At 45.1% G+C, this 20,365-nt stretch carries 22 protein-coding genes; 9 read left to right on the top strand and 13 right to left on the bottom strand.

Going from position 1 to position 20,365, the window contains the following annotated elements:
- Positions 1-10: 10 nt before the first annotated feature.
- The 8 genes from nqrE to WH43_RS16300 form a co-directional block, all read right to left on the bottom strand.
- Positions 11-619, bottom strand: a complete 609-nt coding sequence (gene nqrE / locus WH43_RS16335; protein ID WP_053425652.1) for an NADH:ubiquinone reductase (Na(+)-transporting) subunit E — start codon at positions 617-619, stop codon at positions 11-13.
- Positions 620-630: 11 nt separating this feature from the next.
- Positions 631-1,257 (bottom strand): NADH:ubiquinone reductase (Na(+)-transporting) subunit D, encoded by a 627-nt coding sequence (locus WH43_RS16330; RefSeq protein WP_053425651.1) that lies wholly within the window; start codon positions 1,255-1,257, stop codon positions 631-633.
- A complete protein-coding gene (locus tag WH43_RS16325; RefSeq protein ID WP_053425650.1) occupies positions 1,250-2,038 on the bottom strand; it encodes a Na(+)-translocating NADH-quinone reductase subunit C in 789 nt (262 codons plus the stop codon). The genes WH43_RS16330 and WH43_RS16325 overlap by 8 nt, the downstream gene beginning before the upstream one ends.
- On the bottom strand, positions 2,031-3,254 hold the full coding sequence (locus WH43_RS16320) for an NADH:ubiquinone reductase (Na(+)-transporting) subunit B (protein ID WP_053425649.1): 1,224 nt from the start codon (positions 3,252-3,254) through the stop codon (positions 2,031-2,033). Before WH43_RS16320 ends, WH43_RS16325 begins: the two co-directional genes overlap by 8 nt.
- Before the next feature lie 2 nt (positions 3,255-3,256).
- Positions 3,257-4,591 carry a Na(+)-translocating NADH-quinone reductase subunit A gene (locus WH43_RS16315; RefSeq protein ID WP_053425648.1) on the bottom strand — a complete coding sequence of 445 codons (1,335 nt, stop codon included), beginning with the start codon at positions 4,589-4,591 and terminating at the stop codon, positions 3,257-3,259.
- Between the two features lie 321 nt (positions 4,592-4,912).
- The gene (fabV, locus tag WH43_RS16310) at positions 4,913-6,106 is read right to left on the bottom strand and encodes an enoyl-ACP reductase FabV (protein ID WP_053425647.1); all 1,194 of its coding nucleotides are present in this window, start codon (positions 6,104-6,106) and stop codon (positions 4,913-4,915) included.
- 184 nt (positions 6,107-6,290) lie between these two features.
- Positions 6,291-6,632: a BolA family protein gene (locus WH43_RS16305; RefSeq protein WP_053425694.1), complete on the bottom strand. Its 342-nt coding sequence runs from the start codon at positions 6,630-6,632 to the stop codon at positions 6,291-6,293.
- Positions 6,633-6,755: 123 nt separating this feature from the next.
- On the bottom strand, positions 6,756-7,379 hold the full coding sequence (locus WH43_RS16300) for an alpha-ketoglutarate-dependent dioxygenase AlkB family protein (protein WP_053425646.1): 624 nt from the start codon (positions 7,377-7,379) through the stop codon (positions 6,756-6,758).
- 32 nt (positions 7,380-7,411) lie between these two features.
- On the opposite strand from WH43_RS16300, the gene WH43_RS16295 reads away from it, so the two are divergent.
- From WH43_RS16295 to WH43_RS16275, 5 genes are all read left to right on the top strand, one after another.
- Positions 7,412-8,551 (top strand): methyltransferase, encoded by a 1,140-nt coding sequence (locus tag WH43_RS16295; protein ID WP_053425645.1) that lies wholly within the window; start codon positions 7,412-7,414, stop codon positions 8,549-8,551.
- 2 nt (positions 8,552-8,553) lie between these two features.
- Positions 8,554-9,120 (top strand): YajG family lipoprotein, encoded by a 567-nt coding sequence (locus tag WH43_RS16290; RefSeq protein WP_229670242.1) that lies wholly within the window; start codon positions 8,554-8,556, stop codon positions 9,118-9,120.
- Positions 9,121-9,123: 3 nt separating this feature from the next.
- A complete protein-coding gene (locus tag WH43_RS16285) occupies positions 9,124-9,729 on the top strand; it encodes a peptidylprolyl isomerase (protein WP_053425644.1) in 606 nt (201 codons plus the stop codon).
- Between the two features lie 67 nt (positions 9,730-9,796).
- Positions 9,797-10,117, top strand: coding sequence for a hypothetical protein (locus tag WH43_RS16280; protein WP_053425643.1), 321 nt, complete (start codon positions 9,797-9,799; stop codon positions 10,115-10,117).
- Between the two features lie 30 nt (positions 10,118-10,147).
- Positions 10,148-11,494: an AmpG family muropeptide MFS transporter gene (locus WH43_RS16275; protein WP_286049866.1), complete on the top strand. Its 1,347-nt coding sequence runs from the start codon at positions 10,148-10,150 to the stop codon at positions 11,492-11,494.
- Positions 11,495-11,521: 27 nt separating this feature from the next.
- Here WH43_RS16275 and WH43_RS16270 read toward each other — a convergent pair whose 3' ends face one another.
- From WH43_RS16270 to WH43_RS16260, 3 genes are all read right to left on the bottom strand, one after another.
- Complete coding sequence (locus tag WH43_RS16270) at positions 11,522-11,767, bottom strand: helix-turn-helix domain-containing protein (RefSeq protein ID WP_008897260.1); 246 nt, start codon at positions 11,765-11,767, stop codon at positions 11,522-11,524.
- A gap of 367 nt (positions 11,768-12,134) precedes the next feature.
- Positions 12,135-12,476 (bottom strand): iron-sulfur cluster insertion protein ErpA, encoded by a 342-nt coding sequence (gene erpA / locus WH43_RS16265; protein ID WP_046518331.1) that lies wholly within the window; start codon positions 12,474-12,476, stop codon positions 12,135-12,137.
- Between the two features lie 47 nt (positions 12,477-12,523).
- Positions 12,524-13,207 (bottom strand): DUF6776 family protein, encoded by a 684-nt coding sequence (locus WH43_RS16260; protein ID WP_152342885.1) that lies wholly within the window; start codon positions 13,205-13,207, stop codon positions 12,524-12,526.
- A gap of 145 nt (positions 13,208-13,352) precedes the next feature.
- Between WH43_RS16260 and WH43_RS16255 the strand changes: the two genes are divergently transcribed.
- From WH43_RS16255 to hemL, 4 genes are all read left to right on the top strand, one after another.
- Positions 13,353-15,056 carry a chloride channel protein gene (locus tag WH43_RS16255; RefSeq protein WP_053425641.1) on the top strand — a complete coding sequence of 568 codons (1,704 nt, stop codon included), beginning with the start codon at positions 13,353-13,355 and terminating at the stop codon, positions 15,054-15,056.
- Complete coding sequence (locus tag WH43_RS16250; RefSeq protein ID WP_053425640.1) at positions 15,056-15,487, top strand: CopD family protein; 432 nt, start codon at positions 15,056-15,058, stop codon at positions 15,485-15,487. Before WH43_RS16255 ends, WH43_RS16250 begins: the two co-directional genes overlap by 1 nt.
- Before the next feature lie 90 nt (positions 15,488-15,577).
- Complete coding sequence (locus tag WH43_RS16245) at positions 15,578-16,582, top strand: aspartate carbamoyltransferase (protein WP_053425639.1); 1,005 nt, start codon at positions 15,578-15,580, stop codon at positions 16,580-16,582.
- Between the two features lie 74 nt (positions 16,583-16,656).
- Positions 16,657-17,943, top strand: a complete 1,287-nt coding sequence (gene hemL, locus WH43_RS16240) for a glutamate-1-semialdehyde 2,1-aminomutase (protein ID WP_053425638.1) — start codon at positions 16,657-16,659, stop codon at positions 17,941-17,943.
- A gap of 3 nt (positions 17,944-17,946) precedes the next feature.
- Here hemL and WH43_RS16235 read toward each other — a convergent pair whose 3' ends face one another.
- Positions 17,947-20,043, bottom strand: a complete 2,097-nt coding sequence (locus tag WH43_RS16235) for a winged helix-turn-helix domain-containing protein (RefSeq protein WP_053425637.1) — start codon at positions 20,041-20,043, stop codon at positions 17,947-17,949.
- A gap of 66 nt (positions 20,044-20,109) precedes the next feature.
- Positions 20,110-20,316 carry a hypothetical protein gene (locus WH43_RS16230; RefSeq protein WP_053425636.1) on the bottom strand — a complete coding sequence of 69 codons (207 nt, stop codon included), beginning with the start codon at positions 20,314-20,316 and terminating at the stop codon, positions 20,110-20,112.
- Between the last annotated feature and the right edge of the window lie 49 nt (positions 20,317-20,365).

The following is a 20,365-nucleotide window of genomic DNA, read 5'->3' as shown; positions in this document are numbered from 1 at the left end:
ACAGCAATTTTTACAATGACACGCCAGAGAAAGACATAAAGCCTAACCCCATTAAACCAACCATGATAAAACGAGAACCTAAACCACGCAGACCCGCAGGGATATCCGCATACTTCAGTTTTTCGCTCACAGCTGCCATTAATGTGATGGCCAGAGTCCAACCTAAACCGCCGCCTAAACCAAATACCGCACTTTCCGCTAAGTTGTAATCACGTTCAACCATGAAAGCTACACCACCAAAAATGGCGCAGTTCACTGTGATTAACGGCAGGAAAATACCTAAAGCGTTGTATAACGAAGGCACGTACTTATCTAGGAACATTTCCAGAACCTGCACTAAACCTGCGATTACGCCGATGTAAGCGATAAAGCCAAGGAAGCTTAAATCTGTATCTGGAAAACCAGCCCAGTCTAAAGCACCTGGTGCCAAAAATTGCTTAAATACAATGTTGTTCAGCGGTACTGATAAACCCAATACTACTGTGACGGCAATACCTAAACTGAAGGCTGTTTTTACTTGTTTAGAGATGGCGATAAAAGTACACATCCCAAGGAAAAACGATAAAGCCAGGTTATCAATAAATACCGCACGAACAAATAAACTTAAATAATGTTCCATCTTCTGTCCCCTTACTTCTCAACTTGTTCTGGGCGGAAAGTCCGCAGAACCCAGATGAACAAGCCGATGATAAAGAAAGCGCTTGGAGGCATAAGTAACAGGCCCATAGGCTGATACCAACCGCCGGCACTGATCAGAGGCAGAATTTCTACACCAAACACAGTACCTGAACCAAACAACTCACGGATAAATGCAACGATCAGCAGCAACACTGTGTAGCCCAAACCATTACCTATACCGTCTAAAAAGCTCATTAATGGTGGGCTTTTCATCGCATAAGCTTCAGCACGACCCATAACGATACAGTTGGTGATAATCAAACCAACAAATACCGACAGCTCTTTGGCTACGTTGTAAGCAAAAGCCTTCAACACCTGATCCACCACTATTACCAGGGACGCAATGATAGTCATCTGAACTATGATACGTACGCTTGATGGAATATGGTTACGGATCATCGAGATAAACATGCTCGAAAACGCAGTAACCAAAGTCAGGGCTATACCCATAACCAAAGCTTTATCCAGCTTAGTGGTTACAGCCAACGCAGAACAAATACCTAATACTTGTAATGCGATAGGGTTATTTGCAAAGACCGGTCCGAAGACAAGGCTTTTAATTTCTTTTGCACTAGCCATTGTTTAATGCTCCATCACGAACCTTAGTCAGGAAAGGCGCAAAGCCTTTGGCACCAGTCCAGAACTCAAACGTATGTTGTACGCCATTACTGGTTAAGGTAGCGCCAGATAAACCATCTACATCATGCTCTGAAGTCGCAACAGCATTACCAGGTTTCAGAATTTTGATAGCAGGGTTACCGGCTTCATCAAATAACTTCTTACCCACAAACTGAGCAACCCATTTTGGATTCTGGATTTCGCCACCCAGACCAGGAGTCTCTGCATGCTCGTAGTAGTTCAGACCTTTGATGGTATTGCCATCTTTGTCCAAAGCTAAAAACGCATGCATGGTGGACCATAAGCCATAACCATGAATTGGCAGAACAATAGCGGACAACTTGCCAGACTCGATACCGTCGTTATACGCAAAATAAACCGGCGCAACGTTAGCGCGAGATTTAATTGAAGCCTTATCGTCAGCACCTTCCAGTCTGATACTGGTTTCAGGTGCTTTCATCGCTTTACGGTAATCGTATTTAGCCGGGTCCATATCCACAAATTCGCCGGTATTCATATCAACCAGACGTTCCTGAATATGTTTAGTAAACAGCTCTTTAACGTTGTCACCTGATAACAAGCCAGTCGCAACCAGAATGTTTTTCTGGGCATCCAACAGTTTGTTTTCAGTCTGTTTTGGTCGCAGTTGAACAGCTGAAGTAGCCACGAACACGGCGCAGACCAAACATAAAGCAATAACCACAAAAAAGGTTTTGCCGATACTATCGTTGTTACTAAACATTACGGGCAAGCCTCCGATTGATGTTCGCCTGAGCCACCATATAGTCAAACAATGGTGCAAATAAGTTAGCGAACAAAATAGCTAACATCATACCTTCAGGGTAAGCAGGGTTAACCACACGGATCATCACCACCATAAAACCAATCAGGATACCGTATGCCCATTTACCTTGATTTGTGAAGGAAGCAGATACCGGGTCTGTAGCCATAAAGAACATACCGATAGCAAAGCCACCTAACACAATGTGCCAGTACCAAGGCATAGCAAACATAGCATTTGTTTCAGAGCCGATCATGTTGAACATAGTGGCAAACACTGCTGTACCTACCATCACACCGGCTACAATGCGCCATGAGGCAATACGGAAGTAAATTAAGGCTAAACCACCAATCATCAGAGCTAAGAACGAGGTTTCACCGACTGAACCAGGGATAAAACCATAAAACGCATCCCACCATTGCTGGTTGATAGACCAATCTACAGCTTTTTCACCGTTCGCAGCTAAACCACTTGCAGCGTTGGATAACCAGGTTGCACCTGAGTAACCATCAGCCACTGTCCATACTTTGTCGCCTGAAATCTGTGCAGGGTAAGCAAAGAACAGGAAAGCACGGCCAGCTAACGCAGGGTTTAAGAAGTTACGGCCCGTACCGCCAAAGACTTCTTTCGCTACAACTACACCAAAGGTAATGCCTAAAGCGGCTTGCCACAGAGGGATAGAAGCAGGAAGAATTAAGGCGAACAGAATAGAGGTTACAAAGAAGCCTTCGTTGATTTCATGCTTGCGCACAGAAGCAAACAACACTTCCCAGAAACCACCGACTACAAAGACTGTGGCATAAATAGGCAGGAACCAAACGGCACCGTACCACATTTTGCTGCCCCAGCCCGATTCAGCAGTTAATTCACCGCCAAGTAACTGGAACAAGCCCACCTGCCAGGTGTCAGGCATACCAAAACCAGCCTGCAGCGCGATAACTGCCTGATGACCGATATTGAACATACCAAAAAACAACGCAGGGAATAACATTAACCAGACAAAAATCATGATACGTTTCAGATCGATACTGTCACGCACATGAGTACCCGCTTTAGTCACCAGACCAGGGGTATAGAAAATTGTTGCAGCAGCTTCATATAAAGCATACCACTTTTCGTATTTACCGCCTTTTTCGAACTGCGGCTCAATACTTTCTAAAAAATGCTTTAAACCCATTTTTAGCCTTCCTTCTGGATAGTCGCCAGGCAATCACGCAGTGCTACGCCATAGTCATATTTACCAGGGCATACAAAGGTAGATAATGCCAAGTCTTCTTCATCCAGCTCTAAACAACCTAAAGAGACCGCGCCATCTGTATCACCAACCAACAGGTCACGTAATAACAGAGTTGGCAGAATGTCCAGCGGCATCACACGTTCATAGTTACCAATAGGTACCATGGCACGTGACGAACCATTGGTGCTGGTGGTCATATTGAACAGGCGTTTAGGATTTAAATGAGATAAGTAAGCACGGGTCACAGAGAATTTATCTGAACCAGGCATAGCCCAGCCTAAAAACTCTTTGTCATACCCTTCTGCCAGCACAGAAATCTGGTTGTGGAAACGTCCCAGATAGCCATGCACACCACCTGCAGCAGCGCCTGATAATACAGAACCAGAAATAATACGGTTCTGACCATCTTGCAGCTCACCTGCGGTCAGTTCAGCAATAGAGGCGCCCAAGACTGTCTTCACTAAACGTGGATTTTTCACTACAGGACCGGCTAAAGAGATCACGCGTTCTGCATTCAGTTGACCTGAAGTGAAGAGTGCGCCGATCGCAATCACGTCCTGATAGTTGATATGCCACACCACTTTATTGATGCTGACAGGGTCGAGGAAATGGATATGAGTGCCTGGTAAACCAGCCGGGTGTGGACCGTCAAACTCTTCAACCTGCACTGCAGGAACTGAAGGAATTGAGGCGCCCGCTTTTTTACACAGATAGACTTTGTCAGACAAACGAGATAACACTGTTAAACCATTGCTGAAATCTGCGCTACGCTGCGCTATCACTACCGTCGGATCTGCAGCCAGCGGATTGGTATCCATAGCCGTAACGAAAATAGCTCTTGGTGTGCTATCAACGGCTGGCGAAGTGCTGAATGGTCTGGTGCGTAATGCAGTCCACAAACCCGAACTTGTTAAGTTCTTTTTCACTTGTTCAGCAGTTAATGAAGCAAGTTCTGCAGCTGAGAATGAATCAAAAGTGACAGACTCATCACCTTCAGCTTCAATTACAACAGACTGCAACACACGCTTAGCACCGCGGTTGATTTCTTTCACTGTACCGGCAACAGACGCCGTGAAAAATACGCCAGGGTTCTTTTTGTCTTCAAAAAGAGCCTGACCCTTTTTCACACGGTCCCCAACCTCTACCAGCATTGTAGGACGCATACCGACGTACTCTTCGCCAAGTACAGCAACGTGTTTGATGGACGGACCATCATGTATGTCTTGTTTGGGACTGCCCGCGAGGGGAATGTCCAATCCTTTTTTGATTTTTATCATACGTACTTGCACTTTTTAACGGGAAGAAACAGGGCCTGGTTTATCGGCTGCTCGCCGCGCGTAGCATCCGGGACCTCAACAGCCTAACCTCTGTTGCAGGTGGCGGATACACGTACCAAAGTTGCGGATTCTAGCACTAAACATAAGTGCTATCTATGTTAATCAACAAAATTATCCGGCATTTCAGCCGACTGAAGCTCAGTGTAGACAAGATTTTTAACTTTGCCTTTGAGTTGGGCTTGTGAGCGAGTAAATTCTGCTGGATCTGAATAAAACCAGGTGCGATTAAATGAAAAAGTCGCATTAAGCGACTTTTCAACGTTACTGCACCAAATTCTTCAGCGGCAATAAAGCCGGCACATCGGCGTCGTAATCGACATGACTGTAACCAAAACCGAACAAGCGCAGGAATTCATTGTGATAACCCTTATAGTCGGTCAGCTCATCAATGTTTTCTGTGGTCACCTGACCCCAGAGCTCTTTTACGGCAGACTGAATGTGATCAGACAATTCTTTGCCATCCATACGCAAACGACCGGCCTCATCTAAAGTCCGACTATTGTTATAAAGCGCTTGCTGAAATAAACCATAAATCTGTTCGATACAACCTTCGTGGCTGCCTTCCTCTTTCATCACACGGTATAACAAAGAGATATAGAGCGGCATGATAGGAATAGCTGAACTGGCTTGCGTCACCAGAGCTTTCAATGACGCTACATAAGCCTGGCCTTTGACTGCATCCAGTTTTTGCGTGATGGCTGCAGCAGCACGATCTAAATCTTCTTTGGCTTTGCCGATAGTTGCTTTGCCATAAATTGGCCAGGTCAGCTCTTTACCAATATAAGTGTAAGCGACAGTCTGGCAACCTTCAGCCAATACACCGGCAGCATGCAACTGATCAAGCCAACGTTCCCAGTCTTCCCCACCCATGACTTTTACCGTGTTGAAGATTTCTTCATCGGATGCAGGTTCAACAGAAACACTTTCAATTTCGCGTTTGCTGGTATTCAGAGTTTTTGCCGTGTAAGCCTGGGCTATTGGTTTTAACACTGAGCTATACACTTCGCCAGTCACCGGATCTTTACGACGTGGCGCCGCCAGGCTGTAAACGACTAAATCAATTTTGCCCATCTCACGACGAATTAAATCAATAGCCTGAGCTTTTAACTCATCAGTAAAAGCGTCACCGTTCAGATGTTTATTCCATAAACCTTCAGCGGCAGCAGCTTGCTCGAACGCGACCGTGTTGTACCAACCAGCCGAAGCTGTTTTACCCTCTGTTGGCTCTTTTTCAAAAAAGATACCTAAGGTTTTTGCGCCAGAAGCAAAAGCAGAAGTAATACGGGAAGCCAGGCCGTAACCTGTTGAAGCGCCGATGACTAACACATTTTTTGGACCAGCGGCTACAGGGCCTTTGGCTTTGACATAATCAATTTGTTCTTGCACATGAGCAGCACAACCGACCGGATGTGCGTTAGTGCAGATAAAACCACGAATTTTAGGTTGGATAACCATAACAAAACCTATTGTTGGTTGAAAATTGTCAGCTAGTTTAAGCCGTTAGCTTAAAAAACAGGTCTGATCAGCAAAAATATCAGTAATGCTGATTCAAAAACAAGCACTTAGTGATATTGAAAGAGGATAGTGTCAAAAATAAAAGCGCCTTACGGCGCTTGGTATATTTTTAATTCAGCTGAGTTCAGGACTCAGGTAATGCAGTTTTCTCTCTCTTACTGCCGCCAAAACATTTAGGCGAGGCTGGAGGTTTCTCAGCGTAATACTCGTACCACTCACCAGGTGTGTAAGTATGTAGAGCTAAAGCGTGGATCTTTTCGGCTAACTCCTCGGCCAGTATTGCATTGACTGCTCTGTGGCGATTTAACAATCTCATGCCATCAAAGGCGTTAGTCACAATGACCACTTTAAAATGTGATTGCGAACCCGGTGCCACACTGTGCATATGGCTTTCATTGACCACGTCAAGGAACACAGGATCAAATGCGCTCAATAACTTCTGTTCTATTGCGGTATGAACCAACATAGCGAAACCCTTTTGTTGCTCCCTCTCTTCTACTCTAGTTAAGGCAATGCGCCTTGTCAGCCCGCTTTTTAGCAAAAGTGAAGGAAAACCAGCTAAGCGATTGCTGCCATAGAGAAAATATAATTAAGTTGTTTTTTGCTTGATTTCACGGAAAGTAAGGTTTATGCGTCCTCGTGTAGCAGAGGCCATTTTGGGCACTCGGTGTTGCCAAAACTCCTGGCATTGGCCAGCCATTAATAGTAAAGAACCATGTCCCAACTCTAATTTAAGCTGCGTACCTAAGTGTTTGTGTTTTAAATCAAAAAAACGTGGTTGACCTAAACTTAATGATGCTATTTTTGGGCTCTCACCGAGCTCAGATTCATCGTCACTATGCCACCCCATATGCTGCCCACCATCAGCATACCAATTCAGCAGCACAGAATTAAAACGGCTTTGACACAGCTTATTCACGCTCTCTGTTAATTGTTTGACCAGCGGATGCCAGGGTTCGGGTTCAAATAATACTCCTGAATATTTATAACTACAGTGTGGGTCTCCCATCCACACCTGTTGACGCGGGATCTTCACTGCTTTGCCAAAAATTTTTATCGCAGGTTGCTGCCAGTTTAATTGCTGTGATAATTGCTGATAACAACGTTCTGCCTGCTCTGGTGACAGCCAGCCTGGCCAAAACAACAGTTCTGTATCAGGTAATACAAAGTGTTGCAGCGATCCATGGTTGTCGCTCTGGTGTGCTCGTGTCAAAATACAACCTTCTCTTCTTTTAGTTGAATGGCATGAATACTATTTTTACCATCGCTGACAAGCAACTGCAGCTGGACAGATTACCACTGGGGCAAAGCAATCGCAGCTTACAAGCCTGGGATGCGGCCGACGAGTTACTGTTACAACAGGCTTTGCCTTTACTAGCTCAACGCCCAGATTTAAAAGTAGTGGTAATGCACGACTTATTTGGCGCCTTGTCTTGTGCTTTGGGTAATAACCCACATAGCCAGCAAAACGACTCGGTATTAAGCCAACAAGCCACTGTGTACAACAGACAACAAAATGGATTGTCTGCAGATAGCGTCAGCTTTCTGGACAGTGTTACGGCTTTACCTGCCAATTTGGATCTTGTGCTGTTAAAAGTCCCAAATAATCATGGTTATCTGCGTTATATGCTACAGCAGTTAAGTCAGGTGGTTCGGCCTGACACTATGATTATCGCCGCTGCTAAAGCCAAAGATATTCATAAAAACTTACTGGCTATTTTTGAACAAGAGTTAGGCCCTACTCAGGCATCGCTGGCTCAGAAAAAATGTCGGACTATTCACTGTACACCGCGCGGTGACGCGCGCGCCTTTACTTACCCTATTCAATGGCCGTTACCAGAACAGCAGTTCACCTTGGTGAATCACGCCAATGTATTTGCCAAAGAGCAACTGGATATAGGTGCACGTTTTCTGTTAGAACACTTACCAGTAGTGGAAGAAGGTGCGGTAGTTGCTGATTTAGGTTGTGGTAATGGGGTACTTGGGCTTGCATTACTGAAACAACAACCTGCAGCTAAAGTAATTTTTACCGACGACTCTTATATGGCGGTCGCTTCAGCACGAGCGTCGGTAGAGCTGAATATCCCTGAACTTATGACTCAAGCCGAGTTCAGAACAGATGATTGTCTGGCCAGTCAGGCGGATCAGAGTCTGGATTATGTGATTTGTAATCCGCCTTTCCATCAACAGCAGGCAGTGACAGAACATATTGCGTGGCAGATGTTTAATGATGCGAAACGTTGTTTAAAAGCAGGCGGGAAGTTACGTATTGTCGCCAATAGGCATTTACCTTATTACGAAAAAATGACAGTTCTGCTGGGTGGCTGCCGCCATATTGCCAGCAACAATAAATTTGTGATCCTCGAATCAACCAAAAGGAAATAAATATGCGCCTTTTTATACGTCCGGCTCTGGTGGCTTTTAGTCTGGTTCTTGCCGCCTGTAGCAGTACCTCATCATCCTTTTTAGTGACACCACAAGTGTTCTGGAACCAAAGCAAAACCTTAGCAGGTGCAGAGTTTGTATTGACCGTAGTGGATCAACGTCCCTCTGACCAAACCTTATTTTTGCGCAAAGGTACCTCTGTCAGCAGCCTGCCCACCAGCAATAACCTGGCACAGCAACTGGAATCTACTTTAACAGATGCGATGACGGCTCAAGGTGCAAAGTTAACGTCCAGTAGCGTCACGACCATGACGGTGCAAATCCTGAAATTATCTGCCGATGCCGATCAACGTACCGTAGAGCACGTAGTGAAAAATGATGTCGAATTACGTATCGCCATCGAAAATCAGCATGGTACTTTTGATAAAGTCTATGCAGGAAAAAGCAGCTTCTCTGGTCCATTTAAATTAGATAACGCTGCGGCTGAAGTGAAATTGCGGGTATTAACCGAGCAAGTGTTGGCTGAGTTGCTGAATGACAGTAGCTGGCACTCTTACGTAAAGGGATAAGTTATGCGTTTCATTACATTAGCTTTAGTTGCCCTGTTTTCTGTCTCAGCATTGGCTGCTGTTGATATGAAAAAGCCAACAGGCAAATATGTCCAGCAAAACAACCTGTTTCCCAAAGTAAAACTGGTGACCTCAGTAGGTGACATCCTGGTCGAACTGGACAGAACTAAAGCGCCTTTAGCGGTGAATAATTTTCTAAGTTACGTCAATATCAAAGCTTATGACAACACAGTATTTCACCGGCTGGAACCTGAGTTTGTAGTACAAGGGGGCGGCTATAAGCCTGATATGGCGCCGGTAGCTGAGTTTCCCGCTGTGTTTAATGAATCAGGCAATGGCGCCAAAAATCAGTTTGGCAGTATAGCTATGGCCAGAAACAACGATCCTCACAGCGCAACCAGCCAGTTCTTTTTTAATCTGAACGACAACCCAAGTCTGGATCCTGGCAAAAACTGGGGGTACACAGTCTTTGGCCAAATTCAGGATGGCTTTGAAGTTCTGGAAAAAATAAAACTGCTGGAAACTCATACCGACGAAAAAACTGGCTGGCAAAATGTGCCCAAGCAACCCATCATTTTAAAACAAGTGATTTTACAGCCAGAACAATAAAGTCTGACTATACTTGCTCTGAGCGCACAGAGCTGGCGCGGTGCCAGCTCTGACAGGGATCAGACCTATGTTAGAGCCCTTTATTGAACAAAAATCACGACAGTTGATTTTTTACCTTTCCCGCTTCCTGCGTGGCCATTTACCTCACAGGGAACTGCATTTATTCGTCTGGGATACATTAGAGGAATGGTCGCAGCTACGGATCGGAAGCTGGCGTCCTGAAACCTTGCGCGAACAAGTGTTCTGGCATCTGTTGTACCAGATTGAATACTGGTCAGAACCTGAACTCAAACAAAATACTCAAATACGCCGGGAATTACGTTATTGCCTGAGTTTTTTGCATGGTTACGGCCAGCTGCCTTGTCATTGTGTGGGTGTAAGGCCTTGATCTAATTTATTGAAGCTGTAAGCTGGTTTCATGTTTTTTTCACGGGCTGCTGTCTTGTCTGCTATTGCTGCTTTTGTCTCCTCCTTAAAAGTTTACTTTCAGCGCAGAGTGTTAACCATTTTTATTCTAGGTTTTTCCGGTGGTTTGCCGTTAATGCTGGTGTTTGGAGTTTTATCATTCTGGCTCAGAGAAGCTGGTGTCTCGCGTGAACAAATAGGCTATTTCAGCTGGGTGGTTATGGTTTATGCCATTAAATTTATCTGGTCCCCCCTGATTGACCATTTAAGTCTGCCAGGTCTGAAACACTGGCTTGGCAGAAGGCGTAGCTGGCTGATGTTATCGCAATGCCTGATCATTCTGGCGGTAGTTTTAATGGCCAGTATGGATCCACAGACAGAACTGAAATGGATGGCTTTGTGTGCTGTATTGCTCGCCATAGCGTCAGCCACTCAGGATATCACTATAGATGCCTATCGTATTGAAGCAGCGCCAGAGCGCTTGCAGGCTGTGCTTGCTGCCGCCTATCTGGCCGGTTATCGACTAGCGATGATTTTCTCATCAGCTGGTACCTTATGGATAGCAGCTATATTCAGCAGCGAGAATACGGATTACGATCTTCAGGCATGGCAGTCCACTTATCTGGTGATGGCCGCTTGTATGACTTTAGGCTTGCTAACCACCCTACTCTCACCCGAACCTGTTGTTGAATCTCAAATCAGAGTCAGTACAGCCGAAAGCTCTATCGGCCAAAAACTGCTGAACTGGCTTAAGGTGGCTGTGATAGGCCCTTTTGTCGATTTTTTTGCCCGTCATGGTCTGAATGCCTTGCTGATCTTGAGTTTAATCGCTTGTTATCGCGTCTCAGATGTAGTGATGGGAGTGATGGCCAATGTGTTTTATGTGGACATGGGCTTTACTAAAGAAGAAGTTGCGAGTGTATCTAAAATATTCGGTGTACTGATGACTTTGCTTGGTGCAGCTTTAGGTGGTTTACTGATTAACAGCTTTGGTACCTTGCGAATATTGTTGCTGGGCTCCTTACTTAGTGCATGTACCAATTTGCTTTATTGTTACCTGAGTACCCAGGGTCACAACATTCCATTGCTAGTCGCAGTGATCTCTGCTGATAATTTAAGTGCAGGCATAGCAACTAGCGCTTTTATTGCTTATCTGTCGTCATTAGTGAATTTGGCTTTTACTGCCACTCAATACGCACTCTTTAGTTCCCTGATGTTGTTATTACCTAAATTCCTTGGTGGATTTTCCGGGGGCTGGGTTGAAGTCATGGACTATCAAGCTTTTTTTGTGATGACAGCACTGATGGGCTTGCCTGCTATTTTGCTTTGTTTAATGTTGATAAAAAAAACGCCGCAGTAATGCGACGTTTTTTTAGATGAAAGCAGATTAAGCTTCAATCAGAACTTGCTTTAATCCATCCATAGGATCGATAGCTAAAGCCTGGCAATAACGAACATATTCAACAACATCAAGACGACGTTCCTGATTTTCAACCTTACCAATAAAAGAATGCGGTGTGCCTAAAATTTCTGACAAACTACGCATCGTATGGCCTTTTTCCTGACGCTGACGCTTCAGCCATACACACAATCTTTTATTTTCGTCTGAAATAACGCTTTTAGTACCTTTCATTTGTTGTTCTCCCGGCGTGCGAACGCCTTATGTTTACGACTTAAACTTCCTGCCAAAAAAATCCAAAAGCTTAGGGAATGTCCCAATAAGCAAAAAAAGCATTTCATTAAACCATAGCTTGTTCAGAGCGTATAGTTGCGGGGCTGAAAAAATAGTCACTTATCGTCCGGTTTTGTCGAATAATCGAACTGCAGCAATTACAGGAACGAACAGTTTTGATTACAGTACAGCAATGGATGCAAGTCTGTTGCAATCATGTTTCCACAACAGGTCTGACTGCTGGCTGAACAAGATGATCAGGGAACAAAAACTAAAAAGGCCTCTGCACTGCAGAAGCCTTTTTATCAGTGGATGAATTGCAGAGGTACTAAACGGAAAAGCTTGAACCACAACCACAGGTTGTTGTTGCATTTGGGTTTTGCACGACAAAACGGCTGCCTTGCAAGCCGTCAGTGTAATCGACCACACCACCGACCAGATACTGCAAGCTCATCGGATCAACCACCATGACCACGCCATTTTTTTCGACAACCAAATCACCTTCATTTACTTTTTCATCAAAAGTAAAACCGTACTGGAAGCCTGAACAGCCGCCACCTGTGATGTAAACCCGCAGTTTTAACTCAGGGTTTTCCTCTTCGGTGACCAGGGCCAATACTTTATTGGCGGCGGCGTCTGTGAACTGAATAGGAAGCTGTAACTCTGACATGTGTCCTCCGGTATAACTGGGCGCGGATTATCTAATACCTGACTAATTTATTCAAGTATTTCGGCAGGCTGTTCGGTAGGCCAAAAAAAGTTCTTGTCCACTTTGGCTGACTTGGCTGAGCGCGCAGCTGCAACCTTCAACGCAACGTCTACTTTTTCAGGTTTAAAGCCTTCGGGCAGCGAAAACTCGCCTTCAATAATCTGAAAATACTTAAAGCTGAAGGCCTTATCACTTTTCTTGAAACCTGCTAATTGCAATAGATCCAGCGTATCCCTTTTATCCCCCGCAAAACCATGCAGTTTCAAATCCACTGTGCCCTTAGCAAAATTACGTTGTTTATCTTGCTGAATAAGCACCAGATTAAATCTGTAGCTATTAGCCGAAGTGCCAGGACTGATGCTGAAACTGTCGATAATCAAGCTGTCTGCTTGTAATTCAGGAGAAATAATACGCTGGTAAAATGCCAGGTCTTTGCGGGTATCAAACAGCTTTTGCTGCTCCGCTTTCAGTTCTTGTTGGATCAGCTGTCCTGCACTTTTTTCTACGGCTAACTCAGCAGTCAGATAGTCATTCTGTTTTAGCTGCTCATTCAGACTCGCGGTCAGGCTGTTGGTTTTTTTCTGACTTTCTTCCAGTTTGGACGACAGCAGGTTTACCTGCTGCACATAATAATAATTACCAAATATCTGCCCAGCCAAAGCAGCAAGTCCCATCAGACCAACTGTGACCAAAACCTGTCTCCAGCTACTTTTAAGCCAAAGCAAAAACTGCATACGATTCATCAATCTACTCAATTAGTTATACCCGAAATGCCAGAACTTCAATTCGTGTGGGTATATGTTACACTTTGTCTATCTCAGACTCAGACACTATAGCATGTTACTACCAGCGGACTGGCAAGCAAAATTAAGACTTCGATTAGCTTTCCCTCTTACTTCGGTACAATTATGCCTGTTAGCCATAGTGGCAGGTTTGTTAGCTGCTCTGATCATTCTGCTGTTTCGTCTGACTATTATCGGCATCCAAAGTTTCTTTTTGGAGCGTACTGACGACTTTTCCGGCATAGCCGAAGGCTACCGTTGGACTTTGCCTTTTATCGCAGCCGGACTTATCAGCATCATGGCGATGTTAGTTGGACTGTCGCATTATCGTATGGGCATTTCCTATGTGATCCATCGTATTAAAACCCGCTACGGGGTCATTCCGTTCTGGAATACTTTTAATCAGTTTTTTGGCGGCATCATAGCGCTGACCAGTGGTTTTTCTGTAGGTCGTGAAGGCCCTTCAGTACATTTGGGCGCTTTTGGCGCTGGCTTGCTTGGTCAATATTTGCACTTACCATACAACAGCATCCGTATTCTGGCTGGTTGTGGCATAGCGGCCGCTATTTCAGCATCCTTTAATACGCCTTTGGCCGCGGTCATTTTTGTGATGGAAGTGGTACTAAGGGAATATCGTATTCATGTCTTTGTGCCCGTGATGCTGGCTTCAGTGGTTGGAGCTTTATTAACCCGAGGCGTCTTTGGTATGGGCAATGATTTGGCGGCACTGAAAATTATCTCAATCAGTGGCTGGCATCTGCCTTATCTGGTACTTTGTGGTATCGCCATAGGCGCTGGTGCTTATGTCTTTAACCAAAGTATCTGGCGCATTTTAAAGTGGTTCCAGAACTGGCATTTAGCGCTGAAGCTGTTGTTAGCCGCCAGTATTACCGCTGCCATAGGTCATCTGGTTCCTCAGGCGATGGGGGCAGAAACAGGTGCCATATTTTATGCTGTGACCGCCTCGACTGAATTCTGGTTATTACTGACTATATTGCTGGCTAAGTTTGTGCTAACCATAGTAGCTGTAGGTCTGGCGGTGCCTGGAGGGGTGGTGGGCCCAATCTTTGGTATAGGAATTTTAGCTGGTACTTTATTGGCGTTTTTACCGGTATTTGTGTCAGGAGACGCCAGTTTATCCGGTACTTATGCCACTTTGGGTATGGCAGGTTTTATGGCTGCCACTTTACACGCTCCTCTGGCCGCTTTGGTGGCCGTGATGGAGCTGTCCTACAACCCGGATATCATAGTACCAGCCATGCTGGTCATTACCTGCGCTTATGTCACTACAGTGCAGTTATTTAAAAACAAATCGATTTTTGTATTGCAATTAGAACTGCAACAACTGCCCTATAAACTGGCGCCTGCGGATGACGTGCTGCAAAAGGTCGGGGTTCTGGCGATGTTGGATAAAGAGTATTTGGTGCTATCAGCGTCTGAAGACAGTCAAATTGAAACTATTCTGGCCAACAAACCTGCCCACCAATTGCTACTGCAAAAGACCAACAATCCGGAACAGCCTTTCTTGTTGATTGATTATGATTTGGACGCTTCGATGACAGGGCAAGCGACCTTAGTGCATCAGCCCCTGCAGGGTTTAAGCCATCAGGCTACTATGGCAGAAGTACATACGCTACTGGACGAACAAAAAGGCGGCGTTGTTTACATTTACGATCCACAAATGCCTGAACAATTGTTGGGCCTGATCCGCTGGGAACAGGTTCGAGCTCTTTTAACTAAACAGAACAATTTAATCTGATGAATACATTACTCATTATTAAAGCATTACATGTCAGTTTTATGGTGGCCTGGTTTGCAGGCATTTTTTACCTGCCGCGCTTGTTTGTGTATCACGCTGACAACAAAAACCCGGCAGTCGATACTCAGTTTAAAGTGATGGAGAGGCGATTACTTTATTTTGTCACACCTTTTGCGGTGCTAACGCTGGTATTTGGCCTCTGGCTGATTCATCTGTATGGTTCAGCCTGGTTTGCTGCGAGCAGCTGGCTGCATTACAAGTTAGTGTTGGTCACCTTACTTTATATCTATCACGGGTATTGCTTTAAGCTGTTAAGCGACTTTAAGCTGGGCAAAAACAGCAAAAGCAGCAAATTTTACCGCTTCTTTAATGAGTTTCCCGTGCTGTTATTGTTTGGCATCATTTTTCTGGCGATTTTAAAGCCACTCTAGGCTGATTTAAAGCACCTTATTTGCTATTATAGGCGTCGACTTTCAGCCAGTTTCGGCGCCCCCGCAACCTCTAGCAGATGAGCACCCAGTATGAGCTTTAAAGGCGAACACATCCTCTCCGTCAAACAGTTTGACCGCGACAAAATTCAGCAAGTTTTTGATATCGCCCGAAGCATGGAACCTTATGCCAAACGGCAGAAGCGCACGACTGTGCTTGAAGGAGCTATTTTAGGCAATCTGTTTTTCGAACCCAGCACCAGAACTCGTGTCAGCTTTGGTTGCGCGTTCAACCTGTTGGGCGGTGAAGTTCGCGAAACCACAGGTATGCAATCCTCGGCTTTATCTAAAGGCGAATCCTTGTTTGATACAGCACGGGTGATCAGCAGTTACAGCGATGTAATCGCCATGCGTCATCCGCAAGCAGGTTCAGTGGCTGAATTTGCTGAAGGCAGTCGCGTGCCGGTGTTAAACGGTGGTGACGGTGCGAATGAGCATCCCACCCAAGCTTTATTGGATTTATTTACTATAGAAAAAGAGCTGGCCGCCTCACAACAACCTATAGATGGTATGCATATCGCCATGATTGGCGATTTAAAGTTTGGCCGCACTGTGCATTCGTTATCCAAGTTACTGGCACTGTATAAAAACATCCAGTTCACGCTGATAGCACCCAATGAGCTGGCTATGCCGGATGATATTGTTTCCCTGATTGAAAACGCAGGCCACAGAGTGACAGTGACTGATCAATTAGCTGGTCATCTGAATGCAGATATTGTCTATCAAACCCGTATTCAGGAAGAGCGTTTCCCCTCACAGGAAGAAGCCAATAAATACCGCGGAAAATTCCGCTTAAATCAGGATATTTACACCAAACACTGTAAATCCAATACCGTCATTATGCATCCGCTACCACGGGATTCCCGTATCGAAGCCAATGAATTGGATAACGACTTAAACCTGAACCCGAATCTGGCCATTTTCCGCCAGGCTGACAATGGCGTTTTGGTTCGTATGGCGTTGTTTGCTTTAACTTTAGGTGTAGAACAGTTGGTGACTAAATACGAACGCGAAGTACCTTGGTACAGCAATAAATAATGCACAATACAGTTATCTTTAAGTCGGGCTTTAGGCCCGGCTTTGTTTTAGAGCTTTGGTTTTAAGGATCTTTTATGTCCAAGTCAGAACAATTATTTCAACAAGCGCAGAACACCATTCCAGGTGGCGTGAATTCACCAGTTCGCGCTTTTAAAAGCGTTGGCGGTACACCTGTTTTTATTGATAGCGCCAACGGGGCTTATTTGTACGATGTCGATGGCAAAAAGTATATCGACTATATAGGGTCCTGGGGCCCAATGTTGCTAGGGCATAATCACCCAGCGATCCGTGAAGCTGTAGTCAAAGCTGCAGAAAAAGGTTTAAGTTTTGGTGCGCCTTGCCCTGCTGAAATCACTATGGCTGAAACCATCTGTGAATTAGTGCCCAGCATGGAAATGGTCCGTATGGTCAGCTCAGGCACAGAAGCGACCATGAGCGCTATTCGTTTGGCCCGAGGTTTTACCGGCCGTGACAGTATTTTAAAATTTGAAGGCTGTTACCACGGCCATGCTGACTCTTTATTGGTTAAAGCCGGCTCAGGTGCTTTAACTCTGGGTGTGCCCAATTCTCCTGGCGTCCCTGCTGATTTTGCCAAATATACCCTGACCGCAGAGTTTAATAACTTAGAGCAAGTGAAACAGATTTTTGCCGAACAAGGTGCTGATCTGGCCTGTATTATTGTCGAACCTGTGGCTGGCAATATGAACTGCATCCCCCCAGCTCCGGGCTTTTTAGAAGGTCTGCGAGCTCTGTGTGATCAATACGGTGCAGTGCTGATTTTTGATGAAGTAATGACGGGGTTCCGGGTGGCTTTAGGCGGAGCTCAGGCTTATTACAACATCAAACCTGACCTGACGACCTTAGGCAAAATTATCGGTGGCGGTATGCCAGTGGGCGCTTTTGGTGGTCGTCGCGATATTATGCAGCATATAGCGCCTTTAGGTGGCGTCTATCAGGCAGGTACCTTATCCGGTAATCCCATTGCTATGGCCGCTGGTTTAGCAGCACTGACAGAAATCCGTAAACCTGGTGTGTATGATGTTTTAACAGCCAAAACCACACAGCTGATTGAAGGTTTAGCAGCAGTTGCTAAAGAAGTAGGTATTCCATTAGCGACCACCCAGGTCGGCGGTATGTTTGGTGTATTTTTTAGCAAGGAAGCACAAATCACTAACTACCAGCAAGCCACTCAGTGTGATATCGCAGCCTTTAAACGTTTCTTTCATCTGATGTTAGATCAAGGGGTTTATCTGGCACCTTCAGCTTATGAAGCAGGTTTCTTGTCGATAGCTCATAGTGACGACGACCTTGCGTATACTATAGCCGCAGCTAAAAAAGCCTTTATCCAGCTAAAAGCATAAGAGTTATTCAACAGGCTCAGGATGCAACCAGACAATATCTGTATCCTGAGCCCTGAATTGCTGCACAAACAAAGTTCCATCAAGTCCTGAAACCAAAGCCTGTGCATGTTCAGGAAGCGGCCATTGCTGCTGTTGTCGATTCACCCAGCCATAATAATTCAACACGGTTCCGTTTGCTGATAACCAGTACAACCCTGTATCTGTGCTTGCCCAAGCAGATGCATCCGTGTTGCGCCAATTAATTTGTATAGGCAAAGTGATGGTTTGACCTTGCAGCCACTGCCTGACATAAAGCGAATCCTGTTGCTGTAACACCAGACTTTGTCCTGGTCCACAGCCGACATTGACAACGTCTCTGAGTAACTCTTTGTTTTTTCCTTGTTCAAGACGATTTAAAGCCCAACCTTTTTGGTCCTTAGATGTCCAATACAAAGTGTTGTCACAGACCACAAAACGCTCACTTCCAGCCAGCTTCTCTTTGAAAGGTATTAGCTCTGACGATGTTTCTGAAAATTCAAATAACTGCCTGTCGACCAGCAACAACAATTTATCATTAAGCCATAACAACTGCTGAATACTGAGTTGGGTTTTAAACTGACTGATTTGCTGGGTATTTTGTCCTTGCGAGCGCCAGATTTGCGGCAGTCCTGAGCGATCAGAGATGAAATAGTACTGACCGTGATGTGCCTGCAGTAAAAACTCTGATCTGTTACTCTCGGCAAAAGGTAAAGTAACAAATTGACTATTATGCTCTTGCCATTGTAATTGACCTATGTCTGTAACAGCCTGAGCTGGATAAACCGCTAATAACGATTCTTTCCAGACTGAGCTCTCTGCCAGATTAAAGGTCATTTCGCCAAATACTCTGCTATTTCCGGTTCGCAGCGACCACACCTGAAGTTGCTGGGCGGACTTATTTACCAATAAGTCATGTTCGCCCCACCATGCAAGTTGATTGGCAGCAAAATCAAACTCAGTAATCACCCGCCAGTCTAAATCCGTTAAATCCAATTCCAGCAATGAAGAATAGCTGTAACCTGTTTGCGCCAGCGCATAAGCTTTTTTATCTCTGACAATAAGATGACTGACGCCACGCCACTGCGCGGGAAACTGCATCAACAAACGTTGCGACGAATCTTCTTGCCATAACCAAAGCTGAGTTTGTCCTGTGGCAGGATCTAAATCCAACCAGTACAAACCATCCGCAGTGACAGCTTGTCCGGACGCACTAAACTGATGACAAGAAAACAGTGGCACCGCAGCTGAAAAACCATGCTTTACTTTTTGACGCCAAAAGGCGCACTTTTGCTGTTGTTGCGCCCGAAAAATAATGTGTTCTGTATTCAACCAATGAGGCTGAGAGAGCAACTGATAACTTTGTTCATTATGTTGGGATTGCATCGAAGGAAGTTGCTGTGCAACCCAACGCCAACTGACATCGTTAGGAAATTGGTGCTGGAATAGTAATAAAGAGTGATCATTCGACAATAAAGGGCTTTGTTCTTTGCCATCAAGCGCACTTAAAGGTGTGACCTGTAAATAACGGGGTAAAGTAGCCTTTTCGTTCATTTTACTGAGCAATAATGCAAAACTCAGGCTAAATAGTAACAGTATTAAAGTGCTGAACCAGATATAGCGAATACGTTTTAATTTATTTTGCTTGGTGTGATGCCAGTTCTCTATAGCTTTTTGGGTGCTCAGCAGATCCGCTGGAGTTGGGTTTGCCGCGTTCTGTGGCGATTCAATCTCAGGTGGCACATCAATTTCTGTTACGGGAGCCAGCCAGCAGTAGCCTTTTTTTGACAAAGTTGCGATATAAGTCGGCTCCACTCTGCTGTCTTGCAGAGCTCGGCGCAGAGCGGCTATAGCACGGGTTAAGGATTCATCCGAGCCTAAACCTTCGCCCCAAACCCCTGACAAAATTTGTTCGCGACTCACCACCAGATCTTTATGATCCAGGAAAAAGTTTAATAATTTGTGCAACCGGGGTTCCAATGTCAACACCTCCGGATCAGCGCTAGCTGATAGAGGTTGTAATTGTCCGATGGTACGCAGATACCGCCATTGACCAAAGGTCAGGTAGTCTGCCGTATGTTGCATAAGGGTCCGCCTACATAAATAAGTAGGCGGATTATAACCAATTCAGACGAAAAGTAGAGGGTAGAGTTATACGGCCTTGCGAATAGCTTGTATCTTCATAAATTCATTTGCGTCTATGGTCTGTTCTGCAATTTCTACATCACGGCAATGTGGCCAGACAGGACAGATAATAGCCACATCTTGGGTCACACCAACAGGTGCTGCATTCCCGCCTGAAACTAAGGAAGTGGAAGCGACTACAGTGGCGGCAGCGATAAATTTAATCAGTTTCATATTTAGGTTCCAATCAGAGTGGTTGAATTCGACCACTGCAGTATCGGGT

Origin of the sequence: Rheinheimera sp. KL1, from assembly GCF_001275035.1 — a bacterium.
GTDB classification, from domain to species: Bacteria; Pseudomonadota; Gammaproteobacteria; order Enterobacterales; family Alteromonadaceae; genus Pararheinheimera; species Pararheinheimera tangshanensis.
This window is presented reverse-complemented; position numbering and strand designations above follow the sequence as displayed.